The organism is Methylobacterium sp. 22177 (assembly GCF_052045615.1).
GTDB lineage: Bacteria > Pseudomonadota > Alphaproteobacteria > Rhizobiales > Beijerinckiaceae > Methylobacterium > Methylobacterium radiotolerans.
The window spans coordinates 15,972-32,792 of the sequence record NZ_JBQEPK010000051.1 but is presented as its reverse complement, the minus strand read 5'-3'; the positions used below and the strand labels follow the sequence as shown (position 1 = coordinate 32,792).

Annotated in this window: 15 protein-coding genes; 4 read left to right on the top strand and 11 right to left on the bottom strand. The window is 67.6% G+C overall.

The features are described from left to right. The first annotated feature begins 335 nt into the window (after positions 1-335). Both ACTJK8_RS28050 and ACTJK8_RS28045 read left to right on the top strand, forming a co-directional pair. The gene (locus tag ACTJK8_RS28050; RefSeq protein WP_012319509.1) at positions 336-2,285 is read left to right on the top strand and encodes a methyl-accepting chemotaxis protein; all 1,950 of its coding nucleotides are present in this window, start codon (positions 336-338) and stop codon (positions 2,283-2,285) included. 7 nt (positions 2,286-2,292) lie between these two features. After that, positions 2,293-2,610, top strand: a complete 318-nt coding sequence (locus ACTJK8_RS28045; protein WP_012319510.1) for a hypothetical protein — start codon at positions 2,293-2,295, stop codon at positions 2,608-2,610. Positions 2,611-2,956: 346 nt separating this feature from the next. Here ACTJK8_RS28045 and ACTJK8_RS28040 read toward each other — a convergent pair whose 3' ends face one another. The 11 genes from ACTJK8_RS28040 to ACTJK8_RS27990 all read right to left on the bottom strand — a co-directional run bounded on the left by ACTJK8_RS28040 (position 2,957) and on the right by ACTJK8_RS27990 (position 14,240). After that, positions 2,957-3,880: a DMT family transporter gene (locus tag ACTJK8_RS28040; RefSeq protein WP_012329808.1), complete on the bottom strand. Its 924-nt coding sequence runs from the start codon at positions 3,878-3,880 to the stop codon at positions 2,957-2,959. Positions 3,881-3,933: 53 nt separating this feature from the next. Further along, positions 3,934-4,713, bottom strand: a complete 780-nt coding sequence (locus ACTJK8_RS28035; protein WP_440762870.1) for a helix-turn-helix domain-containing protein — start codon at positions 4,711-4,713, stop codon at positions 3,934-3,936. A 688-nt stretch (positions 4,714-5,401) separates the two neighbouring features. Next, complete coding sequence (locus ACTJK8_RS28030; RefSeq protein WP_440762872.1) at positions 5,402-7,057, bottom strand: patatin-like phospholipase family protein; 1,656 nt, start codon at positions 7,055-7,057, stop codon at positions 5,402-5,404. Positions 7,058-7,179: 122 nt separating this feature from the next. Next, on the bottom strand, positions 7,180-8,406 hold the full coding sequence (locus tag ACTJK8_RS28025; RefSeq protein WP_234742200.1) for a pyridoxal phosphate-dependent aminotransferase: 1,227 nt from the start codon (positions 8,404-8,406) through the stop codon (positions 7,180-7,182). 8 nt (positions 8,407-8,414) lie between these two features. Beyond that, a complete protein-coding gene (locus tag ACTJK8_RS28020; protein WP_440762869.1) occupies positions 8,415-9,113 on the bottom strand; it encodes a glycosyltransferase family 2 protein in 699 nt (232 codons plus the stop codon). A 3-nt stretch (positions 9,114-9,116) separates the two neighbouring features. Beyond that, positions 9,117-10,169 carry a radical SAM/SPASM domain-containing protein gene (locus ACTJK8_RS28015; RefSeq protein ID WP_024827612.1) on the bottom strand — a complete coding sequence of 351 codons (1,053 nt, stop codon included), beginning with the start codon at positions 10,167-10,169 and terminating at the stop codon, positions 9,117-9,119. Continuing rightward, positions 10,166-11,524 (bottom strand): glycosyltransferase 87 family protein, encoded by a 1,359-nt coding sequence (locus ACTJK8_RS28010; protein WP_024827611.1) that lies wholly within the window; start codon positions 11,522-11,524, stop codon positions 10,166-10,168. The genes ACTJK8_RS28015 and ACTJK8_RS28010 overlap by 4 nt, the downstream gene beginning before the upstream one ends. Next, positions 11,521-12,264 (bottom strand): TIGR04282 family arsenosugar biosynthesis glycosyltransferase, encoded by a 744-nt coding sequence (locus ACTJK8_RS28005; protein WP_053621296.1) that lies wholly within the window; start codon positions 12,262-12,264, stop codon positions 11,521-11,523. The genes ACTJK8_RS28010 and ACTJK8_RS28005 overlap by 4 nt, the downstream gene beginning before the upstream one ends. 19 nt (positions 12,265-12,283) lie before the next feature. Continuing rightward, positions 12,284-12,814, bottom strand: a complete 531-nt coding sequence (locus ACTJK8_RS28000; RefSeq protein ID WP_024827609.1) for a hypothetical protein — start codon at positions 12,812-12,814, stop codon at positions 12,284-12,286. After that, positions 12,811-13,584 carry a molybdopterin-dependent oxidoreductase gene (locus ACTJK8_RS27995; protein ID WP_024827608.1) on the bottom strand — a complete coding sequence of 258 codons (774 nt, stop codon included), beginning with the start codon at positions 13,582-13,584 and terminating at the stop codon, positions 12,811-12,813. Before ACTJK8_RS27995 ends, ACTJK8_RS28000 begins: the two co-directional genes overlap by 4 nt. Beyond that, positions 13,581-14,240 (bottom strand): cytochrome b/b6 domain-containing protein, encoded by a 660-nt coding sequence (locus tag ACTJK8_RS27990; protein ID WP_440762868.1) that lies wholly within the window; start codon positions 14,238-14,240, stop codon positions 13,581-13,583. Before ACTJK8_RS27990 ends, ACTJK8_RS27995 begins: the two co-directional genes overlap by 4 nt. 167 nt (positions 14,241-14,407) lie before the next feature. Between ACTJK8_RS27990 and ACTJK8_RS27985 the strand changes: the two genes are divergently transcribed. Together ACTJK8_RS27985 and ACTJK8_RS27980 are read left to right on the top strand one after the other, a co-directional pair. Beyond that, positions 14,408-15,394 (top strand): AraC family transcriptional regulator, encoded by a 987-nt coding sequence (locus tag ACTJK8_RS27985; RefSeq protein WP_024827606.1) that lies wholly within the window; start codon positions 14,408-14,410, stop codon positions 15,392-15,394. A 493-nt stretch (positions 15,395-15,887) separates the two neighbouring features. Further along, positions 15,888-16,772: an alpha/beta fold hydrolase gene (locus ACTJK8_RS27980; RefSeq protein WP_024827605.1), complete on the top strand. Its 885-nt coding sequence runs from the start codon at positions 15,888-15,890 to the stop codon at positions 16,770-16,772. Positions 16,773-16,821 lie beyond the last annotated feature (49 nt).

Sequence of the window (16,821 nt, the reverse complement as noted above, 5' to 3'; positions counted from 1 at the left end):
TTCCGATAGCGACCCAAAAACGACCTTCGGCCGGCCACCAAGTTCGCTCGTAAGCGGACGTCAATCGAGCCTTCGGTCAGGCGCCTAAGCCGTCGGCCACGACCGCGAGGCGTATCTAACCAAAAGTTGTCATGATCCTCCATAGAAAGCTGTTCGGATTGAGGGTTTTCCGAGGCCGGTCAGCGCGTCATCAGGCAACCAGAAATAGTCGAGCTGCCGCTAACTAAATAATAGGAATAGAAGACGAAAGTGTAAAAAGCTAGGCTTTTGCCCTCGGAGCTCAGATCGTGCAATTTGGTATTCGCTCTCGACTTTACGCGGGCTTCAGCGGCTTGATGGTCGTCGTCGCAGCTCTCGGTGGGGTTGCGCATTATCAGCTCGGCCGTGTCACCGACCAGTACGAAGAGCGCGGCAGATATGAGGCCATTGCCCGCAATGTCTATACGGTGAATATCCTCGCCGCTCAGCTCAAGGGCGATGCAGAAAATTACCGGCTCGCGCCCAAGCCGGAGCAGGTCGCGCCTATGGAAGCCGCCCGGCATGAGATCGAGGAAGCCGGGTCTAAATTGGCGAGGAGTGCTATCTCGGAAGAGCGCCGTAAGATTTACTTGGGCATCAATGAGGATGCTCGAGCGATGAAGCCCGAGTTGGAGCGTCTGGCAGCCGCCGGCGTGACCCTGAAGGAAGCCAAGGACAAGCTTTTCACGGGCGGTGACGACCTCACCCGTGCGACCGCGACGTTGGTCTCCGATGTGCGCTCACAAGCCGATGAGGCGACGCTCAGCCGGGCTCAGACCGTCGAGAGCGCCATGCTGCTCGTCCGCGTCGCTAACTGGCGCTTCCTGGCGACGTTCGATCCGAAGGGACCGGCAACGTTCGCCACGAACGTCGAGAAGGCTGAGAAGGCCATGAAGGCCCTCAGGAATGCCGATGGCAGCGCGCCATTCCAGACGCAGATGAAGGCGGTCGATGTCGCACTCGCTGCCTACGCGACCAACTTCCGTGCCACGGTTGCGGCAATGGCGACTTCAAACAAGGCCTTCGACACTGGCATCAAGCCGCATACGGATGCCATCGACCAAGCCGCCATTGGCGTGCGTGGCATGATCAAACTCGCGGTCGAGGAGATCACCGATGCCACCGCAGCATCGGTTGCGGGTGCCCGACTCATCCAGATGAGCCTCCTCGGGTTGGCTCTGATCATCGGCGGCGTCCTAGCCTTCCTCCTGGCCCGCAGCATCATCAGACCAATCGCCGGTATGACCATGGCCATGAAGCGTCTGGCCGCCGGCGACAATGCCGTGGATGTGCCCTCGCGCGCGGCCACCGACGAGATGGGTGAGATGGCACAGGCCGTCGAGGTGTTCCGCCAGAACGCCATCGCGCGGGCCGAACTGGAGGCCGCACAGGTCGCCGAGCAGTCGGCGCGGCAGCGCCGGGCCGATCGCGTTGACGCCCTGATCAAGTCCTTCCAGCAGAAGGTTGCGAGCTCCCTGGAGATCGTCACCTCGGCTGCAACCGAGCTCGATGCCACTGCCCGCTCGATGACCCAGGTCGCCGATAACACCAACAGCCAAGCCGTGGCCTCAAGCGCGGCCGCGGAGGAGACCTCGGTCAACGTGCAGACGGTGGCGGCCGCCGCCGAGGAGATGGTTTCCTCGCTTCAGGAGATCGAGCGACAGGTGGTTCGCTCCAACGAGGTCGCCGCCAGCGCGGCGCACGAGGCGGAAGCAACTGGCGCGGCGATGGCCGATTTGGGGGCGGCAGCAGAGCAGATCGGCGCAGCCGTGACGACGATTTCGTCGATCGCAGGTCAGACCAACCTTCTGGCGCTGAACGCCACGATCGAGGCCGCGCGTGCGGGGGACGCGGGGCGCGGCTTCGCAGTCGTCGCCGCCGAGGTCAAGGAGTTGGCCGGCCAGACGGCGCGTGCGACCGAGGAGATCGGTGGTCAGATCGCCGCGATCCAGGGCGCGACTTGCCGTGCGACGGAGGCCATCCAGGGGATTGGCCGGACGATCGCATCAATCAACGAGATCGCCGGCATGATCGCCTCGACTGTGGTCGAGCAGACGGCAGCGACGGGTGAGATCTCGCGCAACGCCAGCGAAGCGGCGCGCGGCACGCAGGACGTATCGGCCAACGTCGCGCGTGTTCTGACCTCGACGGGTGAGACCGGCAGCGCAGCGACACAAGTGCTGAGCGCGGCGGCCGAACTCGCCACACAATCGCTGAGCGTCAAGCAGGAGGTCGATGCCTTCCTTCTCGACATCCAGGCGGCGTGAGGCGTCGATGGCAGATATCTACGTCTTGCCGAGCATCCTGGACCAGAACGGAGTCCAGCACCTCGTCGCTGCCCTGAAGGCTGAGATGACATCGGGACGCGATCTCGGTCCGCGCGGTCCCCAGATGCAGGCCATTGGTCATTCACTCGAACAGTCGAGCCTTCAGCTTCGCCGTGAGTTAGAAAGCTTCGTGCTCGAACCCCTTGCTAGCAATCCAAATTTGACGAAGGCCTATTCCGACATGATGGTCTTGCGAGAGGAGTTGCTGCAGCTCGCTGAGGCCTTCGCAGAGCTCGGTTTGGTAGCGAAGGCATACGCAGCCTAAGTCCCCCATTGCCTGCATGTCGCACCAATTAAGCCCGCCCGGATCGCCGTGGCGGGTTTTCTCTATCCGGAATAGCTCTGGGGTTGCCGTAGATGTTTACCCTCCTGGCACTACAATATAACCAGTGGCGCTTGAGCTAGCAAACGGATCGATGCGGGCGGAATCTTTTGATCAATGCGGCAAATACTATATTTCGCGTCATTATATCAGGGCTTTATCCTGCTCGGGTTCATGAGCGGGTGCTGTAGCTATGTCAGCTTTGATGCCTTTCTCCTCAGGAGCGGACGGGCAGCAAACCACCCAAGGCGGCTATCCCGCTGTCGACCCAACCCAGCCGTTTTCAAGCTCACCCCGTATCACCGGAAGCGGCCGTTCCGGCTCTGCCTGCGGACGTACCTGGCCCCCCGCCCCGACTGGCTAGGACAGCGCCCAGAACGACCAGAATGGTAGACAGACCCACAGCCACGGTTGCGGGGGCCTGATTGGTAAGAACCAGCAGAAGCGTCGATACGAGGGGGGCGAGGTAGGACATCGGCGCCAAGAGTGAAATGTCGCCATGCTTGGTCGCATGGTCCCAGGCGAGGAAGGCAAGCCCAGTCGGGCCGATGCCAAGGAACAGGATCGCCAACCACTGCGATCCGCTGGGCGCGACACTCGTCTCCGCCATGAAGTGCACCGCCGCCCCAGCAAGCGCGACCACGCCGCATACGCCGATCAACATCTCGCTCGCCACATCCGCGAAGCGCCGGTTGACCACCGAGTAGCCTGCCCAGATTACTGCGCAGCCGAGAGCGGCCAGATAGCCTATTTGGTTCGTTGCGGTTGCCGCGTTGTCCTGCCGCCCGGCGAAAAGGATCGCCACGCCGAGAAATCCGAGCGCCGCTCCGCCGAGGTGATGCAGCCGGAGGCGCTCACCCCCAGGCACCCACGCCGCGAATACCACGATAAGCAATGGCCAAAGGTAGGCGATCAGGCTCGCCCGCGCGGGCGGGACCGTCGCCAACGCAAAGAAATAAAGCGCGTGATAGAGGAAGATCGCCACGAAGGCGGTCGCCCAAGGCACGATCGGCTGCCGCAATCTGGCTAGCGCATCGCGCCCCTGCGCCGCGAGCACGGCCAGACCACTGGCGAACGCAACACCGAACGAGAGGGCAAGCAGCTCGAATGGAGGAACGCCGCGAGCCGCCACGGTAGACAGGGCGAGCCCAGCCCATAACCCGATCGCGACCAGCCCGATCGCCGTCGCCCTATGCCGTGTCCCAACGGTCATCTTCGAAATCCCTTAACCGGAAGGGATCCGAAGCATGACTGGCCGAAATGCGTCTAGGACCGCTCTTTCGAAGTTTGAGCATTTCCTCCCGTGCCGCCGCGAAGTACGCGACGGAGCATTGCGGGCGTGGTGTCGCGCTCGCGCCGCAGAGCACGGCCGAGCGCGCTCTGGTCGAAATGGCCACTCCGAATGGCGACCTCGGCAATCGACAGGCTGGGGTCGGCAAGCATCCGTTCGGCCGCATCAAGCCGAAGCGCCACCAGATAGGCATGGGGCGTCGTTCCAAGTTGCCGAACGAAGGCCTCATGCAAGCGGCTCGAGCTGGTGCCGGCAGCGCGCGCTATGTCGCGCACACCAATGGACTGGGCCAGCCGCTCGCGCATGAAGGCTACGGCACGACTGACTGCCAGCCGCTCGCGGCCGGGTAAGACGATGCGCTGCTCGGCGAGTCGCGCGAGAAGCAGTTCTGACCAAGCCGTGCGAAGCCGTAGCGTGAAGTCGTCCGACCGGATATATTTCATATAATCTATCAATCCTTGAATGTCCGGGCCAATCGCGAAGAAAGTCGGCATATCTTCAGTGTTGGCCGCGTCTTCTGCCGAGATATGCGGTATATCAAGGACGATGCAGGCGCTGTCGCTCCGACCATGGAAGCTATGATCAGAGCCTGCGGCGACGAATGAACCGACGCTGCCGGCCACAAAACCCGCTTGACCGTTCGTTTCAATGTCAAGCTGGCCTACATACGGGAGCACGACCTGATGGTAGGCATGGTGATGTCGCATCACCTCGGTCCCGTAGTGTCTGACCGCCCATTGCATAGCGCTCGCCATCAGGTTTCGTACCGAGTCTGAACGTGCCGCGGCGACCGCGGATGAATCGCGAAAGGGGTGGCTTCAGGCCAGCAGGGTAGTCAATCTTCTCGTTTCCCTATCGTTTTCGAGAAGGCGGCATAGTCTACCAATGTCAGCTATCGACACGCCTCAGCCCCGGAGCGGACGGACCGTTTTCCACCCATCTGAGACGTTCACGCCAGGCTGCTTGACGTCTGGGGTTGGCCGAGAGCAGGATGATCGCTTAGCATAAGGCCCGACGAGAAAGCGGACGGGATTCGGTGCGGTTCGTCACCGACGAGGATCGGGGAGCCGTCGCAGCCGCTGTCCGGCAGCACCTCAGCGCCTCCACAGATCGGCCAGGGAGGCGCCTACCAAGCCAATGCCCGGTCTGTGGCCGCCGTTCACAGTTTCATCGCCTCGGGGAAGCCGCCAGGCTCGACTGCGATGACCCGGACCGGGCAGGTATCCTGACCTCGCTCGATCTGCGCCCGCTTCGGATCCGGGGGCACCGGATCATAGAACGGGATCTCGTCCCCCCGGATCTCGAAATGGTCGGGCGCAGCGTAGCAGAACTTGGCTTAACCCTGGCAGCGATTGAGATCGACGACACCCGTTCCCGAGCGCCAAGGCAGGGTACGGATAATCGGTGGACCGGAAGCCGCGATGGCGCGAGGTCCGGATTGGCTCATGTCCAGGCGCGCAGGCGGCCGGAGTCCAGTGCTTCCTGTGCGCAGCGATAGCCGATCTCGGCCGTCGTCTCGAAGCTCGACCACGCCCGCAGGTCGACTCCGGCGAGGGCGGGTTTGAGCAGGACGGCGGCGCGGGTGACGGCCGCCATGGTCTGGGCGCCGCTCGACACCATGGCGGAGCGCAGGAGCAGGTGGGCGATGCCGGGAAGCTGGTCCGATATGCCCAGGAAGCGCCGGAACGCCTGCGCGCCCCGGCCCTGCCGCGCCATGACTTGGAAGGCGGCGTCGCTGCCGACATCCACCGCGAGGACCGGCCCGCGGTCGAGGTCAGCCATCACGTCGGCGGGCAGATTGTTCATCATGCCACCATCCACGAGGATGCCGTCCGCACTCGCCACCGGAGGCAGCAACCCGGGAATGGCGATGCTGGCCCGAACCGCCCGGTCGAGGGGGCCCGCCCAGTGGACCATAGCGGTGCCGGTGGTGAGATTCGAGGACACGCAGAAGAACGGGCGCCAGAGATCCTCGATGCGGGCATCCCCGAAGCGCGCAGCCAATCCCGCATCCACCTTGGCTCCGCGCGTCAGGGCGTGGAACGGCAGGGTGTAGTCGTCGAGAGGATTGCGTCCGACGAAGGACGCGACCGTGTCGGCCTCGATCGCGTCAAGGCTCCAGTCCAGGGCGACGCTGGCGGCCAGGATCGAGCCCATGCTGGTGCCGCCGACGAGATCGATGTCGAGCCCGGCCTCGGCGAGCGCCCGCAGGACGCCGAGATGAGCGAGGCCGCGGGCCCCGCCTCCGCCGAGGACGAGGGCGCGGGCATGGCCGGACGCGATCCGGGCGAGCCGGGCGAAGTCGCCGGCGTGGTTCTCGCGGACCTGGAGCCGCAGGGAGAAGGGGAGCGCGGCGACGTCCGGATGCAGGGGGCGAGGCAGGCGCGCCTCGGCAGGCTGTGCCACCGCGAGGTCCATGCGGATCCAGGGAGAGCGGATCGCGGCCAGGTAGGCCGCCGCGCCCGGCCGCGGTGGCGCGCCAGGCTCGGCCAGCAGCAGGACGTGGTCGGCGTGGCGCAGGCAGAGCTGGCACCAGGGGCAGTCGATCTGGTGGGCGACGAAGACCGTGCGGTCGTGCGCCTGCTCGTAGCGGTGGAACCAGGCCTCGTCAGCCTCGGGCGGCCATTCGGACAGGCAGCCGGTCCGCCCCGGCAGCGCGGCGTCGAGGGCCCGCGCCAGCCGCTCGCCGAAGGCCGTCGCCGTGCGGCCCTCGGTCACCGCCAGGACGGCGAAGCTCCGTGGCGCGTGGCGCAGGGTCACGCCCGTATGGGCGATGCGCAGCCGCGCGGCCAGGATCCGAGCGAAGTAAAGCAGCGTCCCGGGATGGGCGGCGATCAGATCGGCGAACGCGTCTCGGGAGAGCCGGAGGAGGTGCGTGTCGCGCAGGGCCGTCGCGGTGATCGAGCGCGGCTCGCCGGTGAGAAGGGCGAGCTCGCCCACGGTGTCCGGTGGGGACAGGCGGATGAGGCGGCGCACGCTGCCGTCGCGCGGGTCGCGGGTCGAGAGGCCGACCGCGCCGCTAACCAGCGTGTAGAGCGCGTCGGCCTCGTCCCCCTCCTCGAACAATGGCCGTCCCCCGGCGACCGCGACCGAGGTCATCCGCGCCCGGACCGCGTCGGCGGCCTCTCCGCCGAGGTCGGCCAGGAACGGGATCTCCGCGCGCCCCGATGCGATGGCGGCGGGGCCAGGCACGAGGTCGCAGATGTCGAGACGTTCGGTGCTTATCGGCCGGCGCGCCGCAGCAGGTGATCCGCGAGGATCCCGAGCGCCGCACCGCTGCCGACGCGGCCGAGACCGAGGCGCAGGCGGTCCGCGGGGATCGACGCCAGCGCAGAGTGCCACAGGGCGGAGGGCAATACGAGGACGCCGTCCTCCGCCGCGAGAATCCGCGCGAAGGTGGTCGCCCCCTCCCGCCCGCGGAAGCGGGGACAGGCGAAGGCGAGGTTCCTCGGCTCGTCCGGATCGAACAGGTCCGGATGGCGGTCGAGGAGCGCCCGCAGGCGGTGAAGGTTGCGTTGCCCGATCCCGCGGGCGCGGCCGGTCAGGTGCGGCTCGGCCTGCAGCGCGACCTGCGCCAGGATCTCGCTCGGCCGGGCGAGGCAGCTCGACAGCAGATTCTTGGCCGCGAGGATACGGTCGAGCAGCCCGCGGTCGCGACAGGCGGCCCAGCCGACGCGCAGCCCCGGAAGCCCGAACCCCTTCGACAGCCCGTTGACGGAGATTCCGCGCTCGTACAGGTCGACGACGGGCGGAACGGCGCGCTCCGGGTCGCGGTCCGTCTGGCGGTAGACCTCGTCGTTGACGAGCCACAACCCGTGTCGGCGGCAGAGGTCGATCAGGCCGCCCAGGGTCGCTCGATCCAGCACCGCACCGGTCGGGCTGTTGGGGAAGTTCGTCAGCACGAGGCGCGTGTTCGGCCGGATGGCCGCCGCGAGGCGGTCGAGATCGAGGGGCCAGTTTCGGTCCGGGCAGAGCGCGACGCCGTCGGCCGCGCACAGGCGGGTCACGACGAGTTCCGAGGGCTGGTAGATCGGCACCACCACCACCGCGTGGTCGGCCGGACCGAGCAGAGCGCACAGCACGCAGGTCACCGCTTCCTGCGCGCCCGCACTGATCAGCACATCGTTCGCCTCGAGCCGATGGTAGCGGGCGGAGACGGTGGCGCGCAGCCGGGGGGCGCCGCGCGGGTCGGCGTAGCCGAGATCCGCCGCCCGCCAGCGCCGAAGATCCTCCGGGCCGGCGAGGTGCAGCAACGCGGCGAGCGTCAGCGGTTCCGAATCCGAGGCAGCGAGGTCGTGGTGCGCGCAGCCCGACCAGCGGTCAAGATACGCCGCCAACGCGAACGCGCGCGATGGCACGATCCCGTGATCCTGCCGCGTGTCGGGGACGGCCTCCTCCGTCCGGGGGACGGCCCACAGGCCCGGTCCAGCGTCGTCCTCGAGCGCCATCGTCGACCTCACGCGCCCCGCGCCGGCCCTGCGGCGACGCGCAGGTAGGTCGCGCCGATCCGCGTGGCGGCCCGCAGCGTCCCACCGAGCGAACCGGCCACCTTCGAGGATCCGCCGAGACGGCGGCGGTAGGGCATCGGCACCTCGCGGATGCGCAGGCCCGCGCGGGCGGCCCGCATCTGCATCTCGATGTTCCAGCCGTAGGTCAGCTCGCGCAGGTCGAGGGCCTTCAGCGCGGCGCGGTCGATGGCGCGGAAGGCGCACATGTCGGTGTAGCGCACGCCGTAGCGCAGGCCGATGCCGAAGCCGGCGAGGCGGCCGGCGAGGACCTGGTGCCAGAGCATCGATCCCGGCTCTCGGCTCCCCAGGGTGCGCGAGGCGAGGACGAGGTCCTGGCTGCCGGCGAGCACCGGCCCGGCGATCCGCTCGATCAGGTCTCCGCGGTCCGCGCCGTCGCCGTCGAGGTAGACGATGGCGCGCGAGGCCGGGTCGGCCGCGGCCGCCCCGAGGGCGCAGGCCCGGCCGTAGCCGCGCCCAGCTTCGATCACCCGGGCGCCCGCGGCCCGCGCGACGGCCTGCGTCCCGTCGGTCGAGCCGCTGTCGGCGACGATGATGTCGGCCGCGTAGGCCGGCGGGATCTCGCGGATCACCGCGCCGATCGCCTCGGCCTCGTTCAGGGTTGGGATGACGATGCTGACCGGGTGCATCGCTCAGAGGCTCCAGCGCAAGCCGCAGTTCCCGCACGGGGCGGGCGGCGCGTCGGAGAGGAGTGACGTGCGGAAGTCGCGATAGGCCTCGCCGTTCCAGATCTCCCGGAGCGTGGCCTGCGTGGCGTCGCCCAACGTGTAGTTGGAATAGCCGCGCACCGAGAACGGAGCGATGCAGCAGGGCAGCGCCCGTCCGTGGGCGGTGAAGTACATCAGGGACCAGGGTCGCCGACAGGTGGCCCAGGCACGGTCGTCCTGCCGCTTCAGGCTGATTCCGGGCTCGGTCGCGCCCGAGGCGTCGAGCGTCACCCCCAGCGAGCGGCCCAGTGCCTCGGCCTCGGCGATCGCCGCGGTCTCCTCGGCCCGCGCGCTCTCGAACAGCGACAGGTCGGCGCGGGCCATGCCGTATCCGGCCTCGTCGAAGACGAGGCGCTGCAGGTGAACCTCGGTCACGCCCATCTCGGCGGCGAGCCGCACGAAGGCCGGGAGCTGGTCCACGGTCTCCTTGAGGCCCGTCAGCCAGAGCGAGACCTGGGGCGTCGTGGCGCCCGTCGCCTTCTGGAAAGCGACGAACTTGCCGACGTCGCGCACGATCCGGTCGAAGAAGTCCTTGCCTCGCACCCTGCGGTACGAGGCCCGGTCGGCGGCGTCGAGGGAGACGCGCAGCTCGTCGAGCCCGGTGTCGATCAGCTCCCGGAAGCGCTTGGGCTGCATCAGGGTGCCGTTGGTGTTGAACAGGACGTAGGTGCCGCGATCCTTGAGGTAGCGGACCATCCGCGGCAGGTCCTTGACCAGCATCGGCTCGCCGACCCCGTGGAGCACGACCCGGGCGACGTTCGGCACCTGGTCGACGATCCGCGTGAACAGATCCCAGCTCATGTCGGCCGGGGGTTCCAAGGTCTCGAAGGTGCGCGGGCAGGTCTCGCACAGCAGGTTGCAGCGGTTCGTGACCTCCAGATAGAGGCAGACCGGCGGCGCTACGGCCTCGGAGGCGCGGTCGGTACCGATCGCCTCGAAGTAGCGGCGCGGATCCTTCAGGGCGGCTGAGGCCGTCATCGGGCGGTTCCTTCCGGAAGGGCGGCGAGGGGCGCGGTGCGGGCCTGCCACAGGGAGCGGGCGGCCAGGACCAGGGCCGGGACGAAGACCAGCGACGGCCACAGGAAGCGGTCGTTGAACGGATCGATCAGGAACAGGATCGGGGCCGCGCCGAGCCAGATCAGGGCCGGGGCCGGGGCGACCACCGCGGGCAGTGCCAGCCAGGGGTAGTACCAAGCGTAGTGCGGGCTAGCCGCGCAGGTGGTGAGGGCTGCGAGGAGCCCGGCATCGCGGCACAGCGCGACCGCGTCGAGCGCGGGTGCCCGGTCGCGGCCGAAGGCGATCCGGAGCGCGAGCGCGGCGAGGGTCAGGCCGGCGCAGACCAGGTAGGTCCGCAGCAGGCCCGGGGGGCTGAGCCCGAGATGGCCGAGCCCGGCGAGCAGCCAGTAGCCCGCGCCGGTCTCGTACCCCTCCTCGGTCCCGTAGCCCCCGGCGAAGCCGAGCACGTTCGCCCCGGCGCCGAGATAGGGCAGGTAGAGGCCCACGATCACGGCCGCCCCGACGAGCATCGGCCGCCACAGCCGGCCACCGCGCACGAAGGCGGGCGCCACCGCGACGGGTAGAACCTTCACCAGCGTCGCCGCACCGAGGAGCGCGCCCGCGAGCCCGTACCGACGGCGGGTGCGGGCCAGCAGCGCGAGGCCGAGGAGGCCGATCGCCACGGCATCGACGTGCCCGTCGCGGGCGAAGGACCACGGGGCGAGCGGGTTCCAGGCGTAGATCAGGATCCGGGCCGACGGCAGGCCGGCCCCGCGCAGGATCGCGAGCATCGCCAGCACGCCCAGGGCCTCGAAGCCCAGCATCGCCAGCTTCATCCCGGTGACGCCGTGCGAGACCCGGCCTACGGCGGCGAAGACCATCTGCGCCGCGGGCGGGTAGATCGTGCGGGCGTAATCCTTCCGGTTGATCAGCGGGTAGATCGCCGGGTCGCGCAGCCGTTCGAGGGCCGGATCGGCCGGGATGTAGCGGTAGGGGTTGATCCCGGCAGCCTGAACCTGCCCGTCCCAGACGTAGCGGTAGATGTCCGTTGACAGGAACGGCGGTGCCGGCAGCAGCGCGGCCCGCATCAGCACGGCGACGCCGAGGATCGTCCACAGGGCGGTCCGCGGCAGCCGCTCCCGCAGCACGAGGCGCACGGCGAGGAGGTAGGCTACGAGGTCGAGGAGTACGACGCATATGAATGCGCCGGAGCCGGCCGCCGAGCCTACGTCTTCGGCGCCCGGCACGTGGATCGCAAGCGCGCCGACATTCACGGCCAGCAGCACGAGGCCGAGGGCCGCGAGCCGGCGCGCGGGGCTGGCGAAGAGCCGGGTCATGCCGGTACGGCCTCCGACGTCTCCAGAAGCCGCGTCAGGATCGCACGCGTCGCCGGGGCGGCGTAGCCGGTCCTGTCGGCCGAGAGCCGGGCGAGCGAGGCCGCGTCGTCGACGTCGTACCAGGGCTCGAGCTCAATTAGGGCGAGGCCGATCTCGCGCGCCCGGGCGCGGGTGGCTGCCGCGACGGTGTCGGTGCTCCAGGCGATGTCGGCGAACAGGCGCGCGTGGGCCTGCTTGAGGCCGAGGATGTAGTAGCCGCCGTCGTCGCAGGCGCCGAGCACGGCCCGATCCCCAGGCGCGAGCAGGAGCCGGGCCGCTAGGACGAGGAGGCGCGTCGGAAGGGTCGGAATGTCGGAGCTCAGCACGCAGGCTGCCGCATGTCCGTGTGCGAGCATGCCATCGATGGCCTGCAGCAGGCAGCGGCCGAAGCCTTCGACCGCCGCCGGTGCTGGTGTGCTTCCATCCGCGAGTACGAGGTCCGTTCCGACGGCCAGATGGGGGACGACCAAGGTCTCCGCGTCCCGTGGTGCGTAGGCCGCGTAGGCGGCGATCGGCGCGGCGCGCGCCGCCTCCTGGATGTTAGCGGTCGTGTCGCGCAGGAAGGCGGCGCTCAGGCGCGCGGCCTGGTCGGGGCTCAGCGGCGGGCACAGCCGCGTCTTGGAGCGGCCGCTGCGCGGCGCCTTGGCCATCACGCCGATCGCACAGGTGGCGGACGATCCGGACGTCGGTCTCGGTGCCATCTCCCAGTATCCTCCGTGATCAGTGGAAGGGGCGGACGATGCCGACGCGGAGCGTCTCATCCGGCGGGATCGCGGTGGCCGAGCCGGTCGCGAAGGTCGGCAGCGCGTGCAGGCGCTCCGGCGTCAGGCCCATGAGGGCGACGTACTCGCCGAGCAGCGCGACCGCCTCGACCGGTACAACCACGAGCCGGGGGCCGAACCCGGTCCAGGCGACGGAGCGGAGGCCGAGCCAGGTCAGGCCGAGGCTCCCGTCGAGCCGGATGACGACCTCCGCGGTCCCGTCGTCGCGAAGGACGAGCCCCGCGATCCGGCCGAGGACGGGCTGCGATTCCTCAGGCTGGAGCAGGAAGCGGCCCGGGAGATCGCCGACGCGCACCGGCTGGGGAAACCGTCCGGCGGCGCGCCCGGCCATCTCGGGTGCGGTCATGCCGGGGGTCGGCATGTGGTCGGGCGCCGGCGAGGGGCCGGCGGTCTGCGCCCACCCCGGGGCGACAACAGCCAGCGTGAGGAGGAACGCGCCGCAGGCGCGCAGGACCGCGGAGGCGCTCATATGCCGGCGAACCAGTTGAACCCGCGGCTCTCCCAGTAGCCGCCCGGATACGTGTTGGTGACCTCGATGGCCGTGATCCACTTCGGGTTCTTGAAGCCGAGCTTGACCGCGGTGCGTAGGCGCAGCGGGTACCCGTAGGGGTCGGGCAGCTCCTCGCCAGCGTAGCGGGTGGCGAGCAGCGTCTGCGGGTGCAGCGCGCTGGCCATGTCGATGCTGCTCGGGTAGTCGTCCGCCGTCTTGAAGGCGACGTACTTGGCGGAGAGGTCGGCGCCGACCCGTTCGAGGAACGCGCGGAGCGGCACGCCCGACCACTGTCCGATATAGTCCCAGCCTTCGACGCAGACGTGGCGTATGATGATCTCGCGCTCGGGCAGCTCCGCGATCTGCCGGCGCGTCCAGGGCCGTTTGTCGGAGATCAGCCCGGCGAGCTCGAGCCGCCACGCCTCGCCGTCGACCGGCTTCACGTCCTCGACATCGTAATAGGCGTTGAAGCGCGGGGGCTTCAGCACCTGCGATGCAGGGTACTCGGGCGCGAGCTTGTGGAAATCGAACAGGGCGGCCTGGACGCCGTCGTTGAAGTCCGAGACCGCGCGCAGCGCCCGACCGACCGCGGTCGTATCGGTCACGTCGCAGCCGGTGAGCAGGGTGAGCGCGCCCAGCGTCAGGCCGCCGCGCAGCAGACCGCGCCGCTCGATCTGCCGGACCAGGGGGCGATGATCGTCGAGGATGCTGGGATCCGGCACCTTGAGGGGGCGGAAGGGCGACCTCATCGCGTCGCCTCCCGCGCCACGGCCGGGAGGGCCGGACGGCGGACCGGGCCGCCGGTCAGCATCGCCCACAGCGTGCGCGGCACCAGCAGGGCGAGCACGACGTGGACGGCGAGAAAGCCGACCAGAACCGCCATGCCGGCAAAGTGGACGAGGCGCGCGCCCTGGAAGCCGCCGAGCAGCGTGACGAGATCGGAGAACTGGACCGGTTTCCAGATGGCCAGCCCGCTGACGACTTGGCTGATGCCGGCTAGGATGGCGACGATGTAGAGGATCTTCTGGACGGCGTTGTAGGTCGTCAGGTCCTCGTGGGCGAGCTTGAGCCGCAGCGTGTCGCGGACCGTCTGCACGATGTCGCGCGGCCGGATCGGCAGGAGGCGCTCGCGCAGGCGCCCGGTCGCGACGCCGTAGACGAGATAGGCGCCGCCGTTGGCAACCAGCAGCCACATGGCGGCGAAATGCCAGAGCAGGCTCTCGGCTGCCCAGGACCCGAGCCGGAGCGCCTTGGGGAAGTATACGCCGTGGATGATGACGGAATCGTCGTACATGCCCCAGCCGGAGCCGATCAGCACCACCATAGCCACGGCGTTCGTCCAGTGCATGACACGCACAGGCAACGGGTGCAATCGATGGCCGAATGCGCTCGCCTTCTTACTCATGATTTGGAAAGCTCTTCAAAGTTGTGGATCATATACACTTGAAATAATGTTTTACTTTCGAAGAAACTGATGTCAATTTGTTAAAACAGTCTTCACTCTCTTCTTTTTGATGTCGACACAGACCAAGACTGTTATAATTGGAGCTAACGCGCGTCTTTCGAGGAATCATGTCAAGTAATCTCCTCTCGAATTTGTTCTCCACCTTGTCCGTGCAGGTTCAGGCATTTGCATACTGCGAAATCCAGTCTGGATGGCAGTTGGCGAAGAACGGCATGCCGGACGCGATCCTGGTCCACTACGTTCTCGCGGGCTCCGGGACGATTGCAATCGACGGTCAAGGACCCGTGCACTTCGGGCCGAACCACATCGTCATCCCACCACGTGGCGTGCGGCACTCCATCGGCTTCGAAGGAGCCACCCGGTCGGTATCGGCCGAGGATGCACGCAGAGTCCTTCCGGATGGTCTCATCGCGCTGACCGCCGGGGATGGCACACGAGACATTCTCCTGGCCTGCGGCTCCATCTCCGCGCGGTATGCCGGTGCCCTCGGCCTCTTCGATCGCCTGCCCGACGCCTTGGTCGAAGACCTCTCGGAGAGCGACCGTCTGCGCCACGCGTTCGCGTTCATGGTCGAGGAGCTCGTCCAGCCAAGCCTCGGCACGCAAGAGGTGACGAGCGCACTCATGAAGCAGTGTTTGGCGATCCTGCTCAGGATCCACCTGAAGGAGAGAGGTGTGCGCTCGCCGATCTTTGAAGCGTTGCGCGATCCGAGGTTGGTCCCGGCGATCGCGGCCGTCCTCGATGCGCCCGGGGGCCAGCATACAGTCGATAGCCTGGCTGCACTCTGTGGAATGAGCCGTGCCGGTTTCGCCGAACGCTTCTCCGCCACCTTCGGCGAGGGACCGATCGAATATCTTCAGCGGGCTCGCCTTCAACTTGCGGCCAAGCTGCTGACGTCCTCGCCTATGCCCGTGAAGGTCATCTCCGACAGCGTCGGTTACGCCAGTCGCAGTTACTTCTCGCACGCATTCAAGGCTGCCTATGGATACGATCCGAGCGCCTACCGCGCACGAGCTACGGACTTTGCCAAATCGATGGGGCAAGAGCCCGACCCTGCGGTCGACGGCGTATCGTTCGAATCCGGCAGATCTTGAGCGCGTAGACTGATGGATTCCTTCCGGGTCGGGCACGAGAACCGAGATTGTTATCACCATTCACGTCGGGCAGTCTCGCCAGGAATTTGCGGATTTGGAAGCCGTCTCGCGTGCGGTATCGTCTAATTCCGGTGCTGCGGCGCTAACCTGCTGGTTTGGCAGAGCACAGTATCCCGTAAGCTAAGTGCTCAGATGCTCGACGCACCCCATTCCTCCGTGTTGCATTCGAAACGTGGATCACGTTCATTTGATGTGGCGAATTTCAGCGATCCGTGCTTGTCGATGTGTACGGAGCGACCCGTAGAGTGGGGGCGTGTAAGCTGGCGATCCTGAAATCGCTGCGCTTCGTATGTCGAGCGTGTCGAGGCACCGCGCCGGGCTTGATTCCGAGCCGAAGACGAATTCGCGCAGGCCCGGGCGGCATACCCTGAAGTACGGAAACGTGGATCTGCGGGCCGCCCCTCCCGCAACCCAAAATATAGAAGGATCTGCCATGCCATCGGCCCTCGCGCTTGGCACGCACAGCATCGCTGTGAACGGCATAGAGCAACATTATCACGCGTCAGGCACCGGACCCTATTGCATCGTGCATTCCGGTGGCCCCGGCATCGAGGCCAGCTACTTGCGATTGCCTCTGCTCGAAGAGAACCTGACCATGGTGTATCTGGACCCGATCGGCACAGGATCGTCCGGACGCCTCGCAACCCATCCCCAGGGTTACAGCGTGGACTGCTTCTCCGAACAGCTGCTCGCGTTCATCGACGCGGCCGGCATCGCCGATCCCTACCTGCTCGGCCACTCGCACGGCGCCTTCGTGGTGCTGGATGCGGCGGTCAAGCGGCCGGCCGACGTCGCGGGCCTGATCCTGTACGCGGGTGCGGCCTACACGGGCGGCGACTTCATGGCCGCCGCGGGGACCGAGATCGCCTCCTTCGTGTCGCGCCATGCGGGTACGGAAGAGGCCGCGGCGGTCGAGAGGGCCTGGGCCTCGATCCCCGTCATTCGCACGGATGACGCCTATACGGCGGCATTGCGCGCCCTCCTGCCGGCCTATCTCTCGGACTTCCGGCGCTGGCCCGACATCCTCGAGACCCTGCAGCGCCGGCTCCAGGCGACCCTGCTGGTCGGCGATGGCCAAGCCTTCGACGTCCGCGACCGCCTTGCCGCCTTGCCGGTTCCGGCGCTCGTCGTCGCCGGAAACGACGACTTCATCCTCGGCCCGCGCCACGCGGCATTGCTGGCGGATCTGCTACCGCAGGCGCGGCTCAGGATCTTCGACCAGAGCGGCCACTTCGCTCATATCGAGGAGGCCCGCGCCTTCGCGGAGGCCGTCCTTCGCTTCACTGGAGATCCAGGCCACGCGTTGCCCGGCGTATGACCTCCGCGCGCGCCTGAGGATCCCCGGCCTCGGGCGTTCCCCCCAGGCG

Bases quoted from the DNA above. Each gene is read 5' to 3' on its own strand.
- ACTJK8_RS28050 (WP_012319509.1), top strand. From the start codon at position 336: ATGGTCGTCGTCGCAGCTCTCGGTGGGGTTGCGCATTATCAGCTCGGC.
- ACTJK8_RS28045 (WP_012319510.1), top strand. From the start codon at position 2,293: ATGGCAGATATCTACGTCTTGCCGAGCATCCTGGACCAGAACGGAGTC.
- ACTJK8_RS28040 (WP_012329808.1), bottom strand. From the start codon at position 3,880: ATGACCGTTGGGACACGGCATAGGGCGACGGCGATCGGGCTGGTCGCG.
- ACTJK8_RS28035 (WP_440762870.1), bottom strand. From the start codon at position 4,713: ATGGCGAGCGCTATGCAATGGGCGGTCAGACACTACGGGACCGAGGTG.
- ACTJK8_RS28030 (WP_440762872.1), bottom strand. From the start codon at position 7,057: ATGACCTCGGTCGCGGTCGCCGGGGGACGGCCATTGTTCGAGGAGGGG.
- ACTJK8_RS28025 (WP_234742200.1), bottom strand. From the start codon at position 8,406: ATGGCGCTCGAGGACGACGCTGGACCGGGCCTGTGGGCCGTCCCCCGG.
- ACTJK8_RS28020 (WP_440762869.1), bottom strand. From the start codon at position 9,113: ATGCACCCGGTCAGCATCGTCATCCCAACCCTGAACGAGGCCGAGGCG.
- ACTJK8_RS28015 (WP_024827612.1), bottom strand. From the start codon at position 10,169: ATGACGGCCTCAGCCGCCCTGAAGGATCCGCGCCGCTACTTCGAGGCG.
- ACTJK8_RS28010 (WP_024827611.1), bottom strand. From the start codon at position 11,524: ATGACCCGGCTCTTCGCCAGCCCCGCGCGCCGGCTCGCGGCCCTCGGC.
- ACTJK8_RS28005 (WP_053621296.1), bottom strand. From the start codon at position 12,264: ATGGCACCGAGACCGACGTCCGGATCGTCCGCCACCTGTGCGATCGGC.
- ACTJK8_RS28000 (WP_024827609.1), bottom strand. From the start codon at position 12,814: ATGAGCGCCTCCGCGGTCCTGCGCGCCTGCGGCGCGTTCCTCCTCACG.
- ACTJK8_RS27995 (WP_024827608.1), bottom strand. From the start codon at position 13,584: ATGAGGTCGCCCTTCCGCCCCCTCAAGGTGCCGGATCCCAGCATCCTC.
- ACTJK8_RS27990 (WP_440762868.1), bottom strand. From the start codon at position 14,240: ATGAGTAAGAAGGCGAGCGCATTCGGCCATCGATTGCACCCGTTGCCT.
- ACTJK8_RS27985 (WP_024827606.1), top strand. From the start codon at position 14,408: ATGTCAAGTAATCTCCTCTCGAATTTGTTCTCCACCTTGTCCGTGCAG.
- ACTJK8_RS27980 (WP_024827605.1), top strand. From the start codon at position 15,888: ATGCCATCGGCCCTCGCGCTTGGCACGCACAGCATCGCTGTGAACGGC.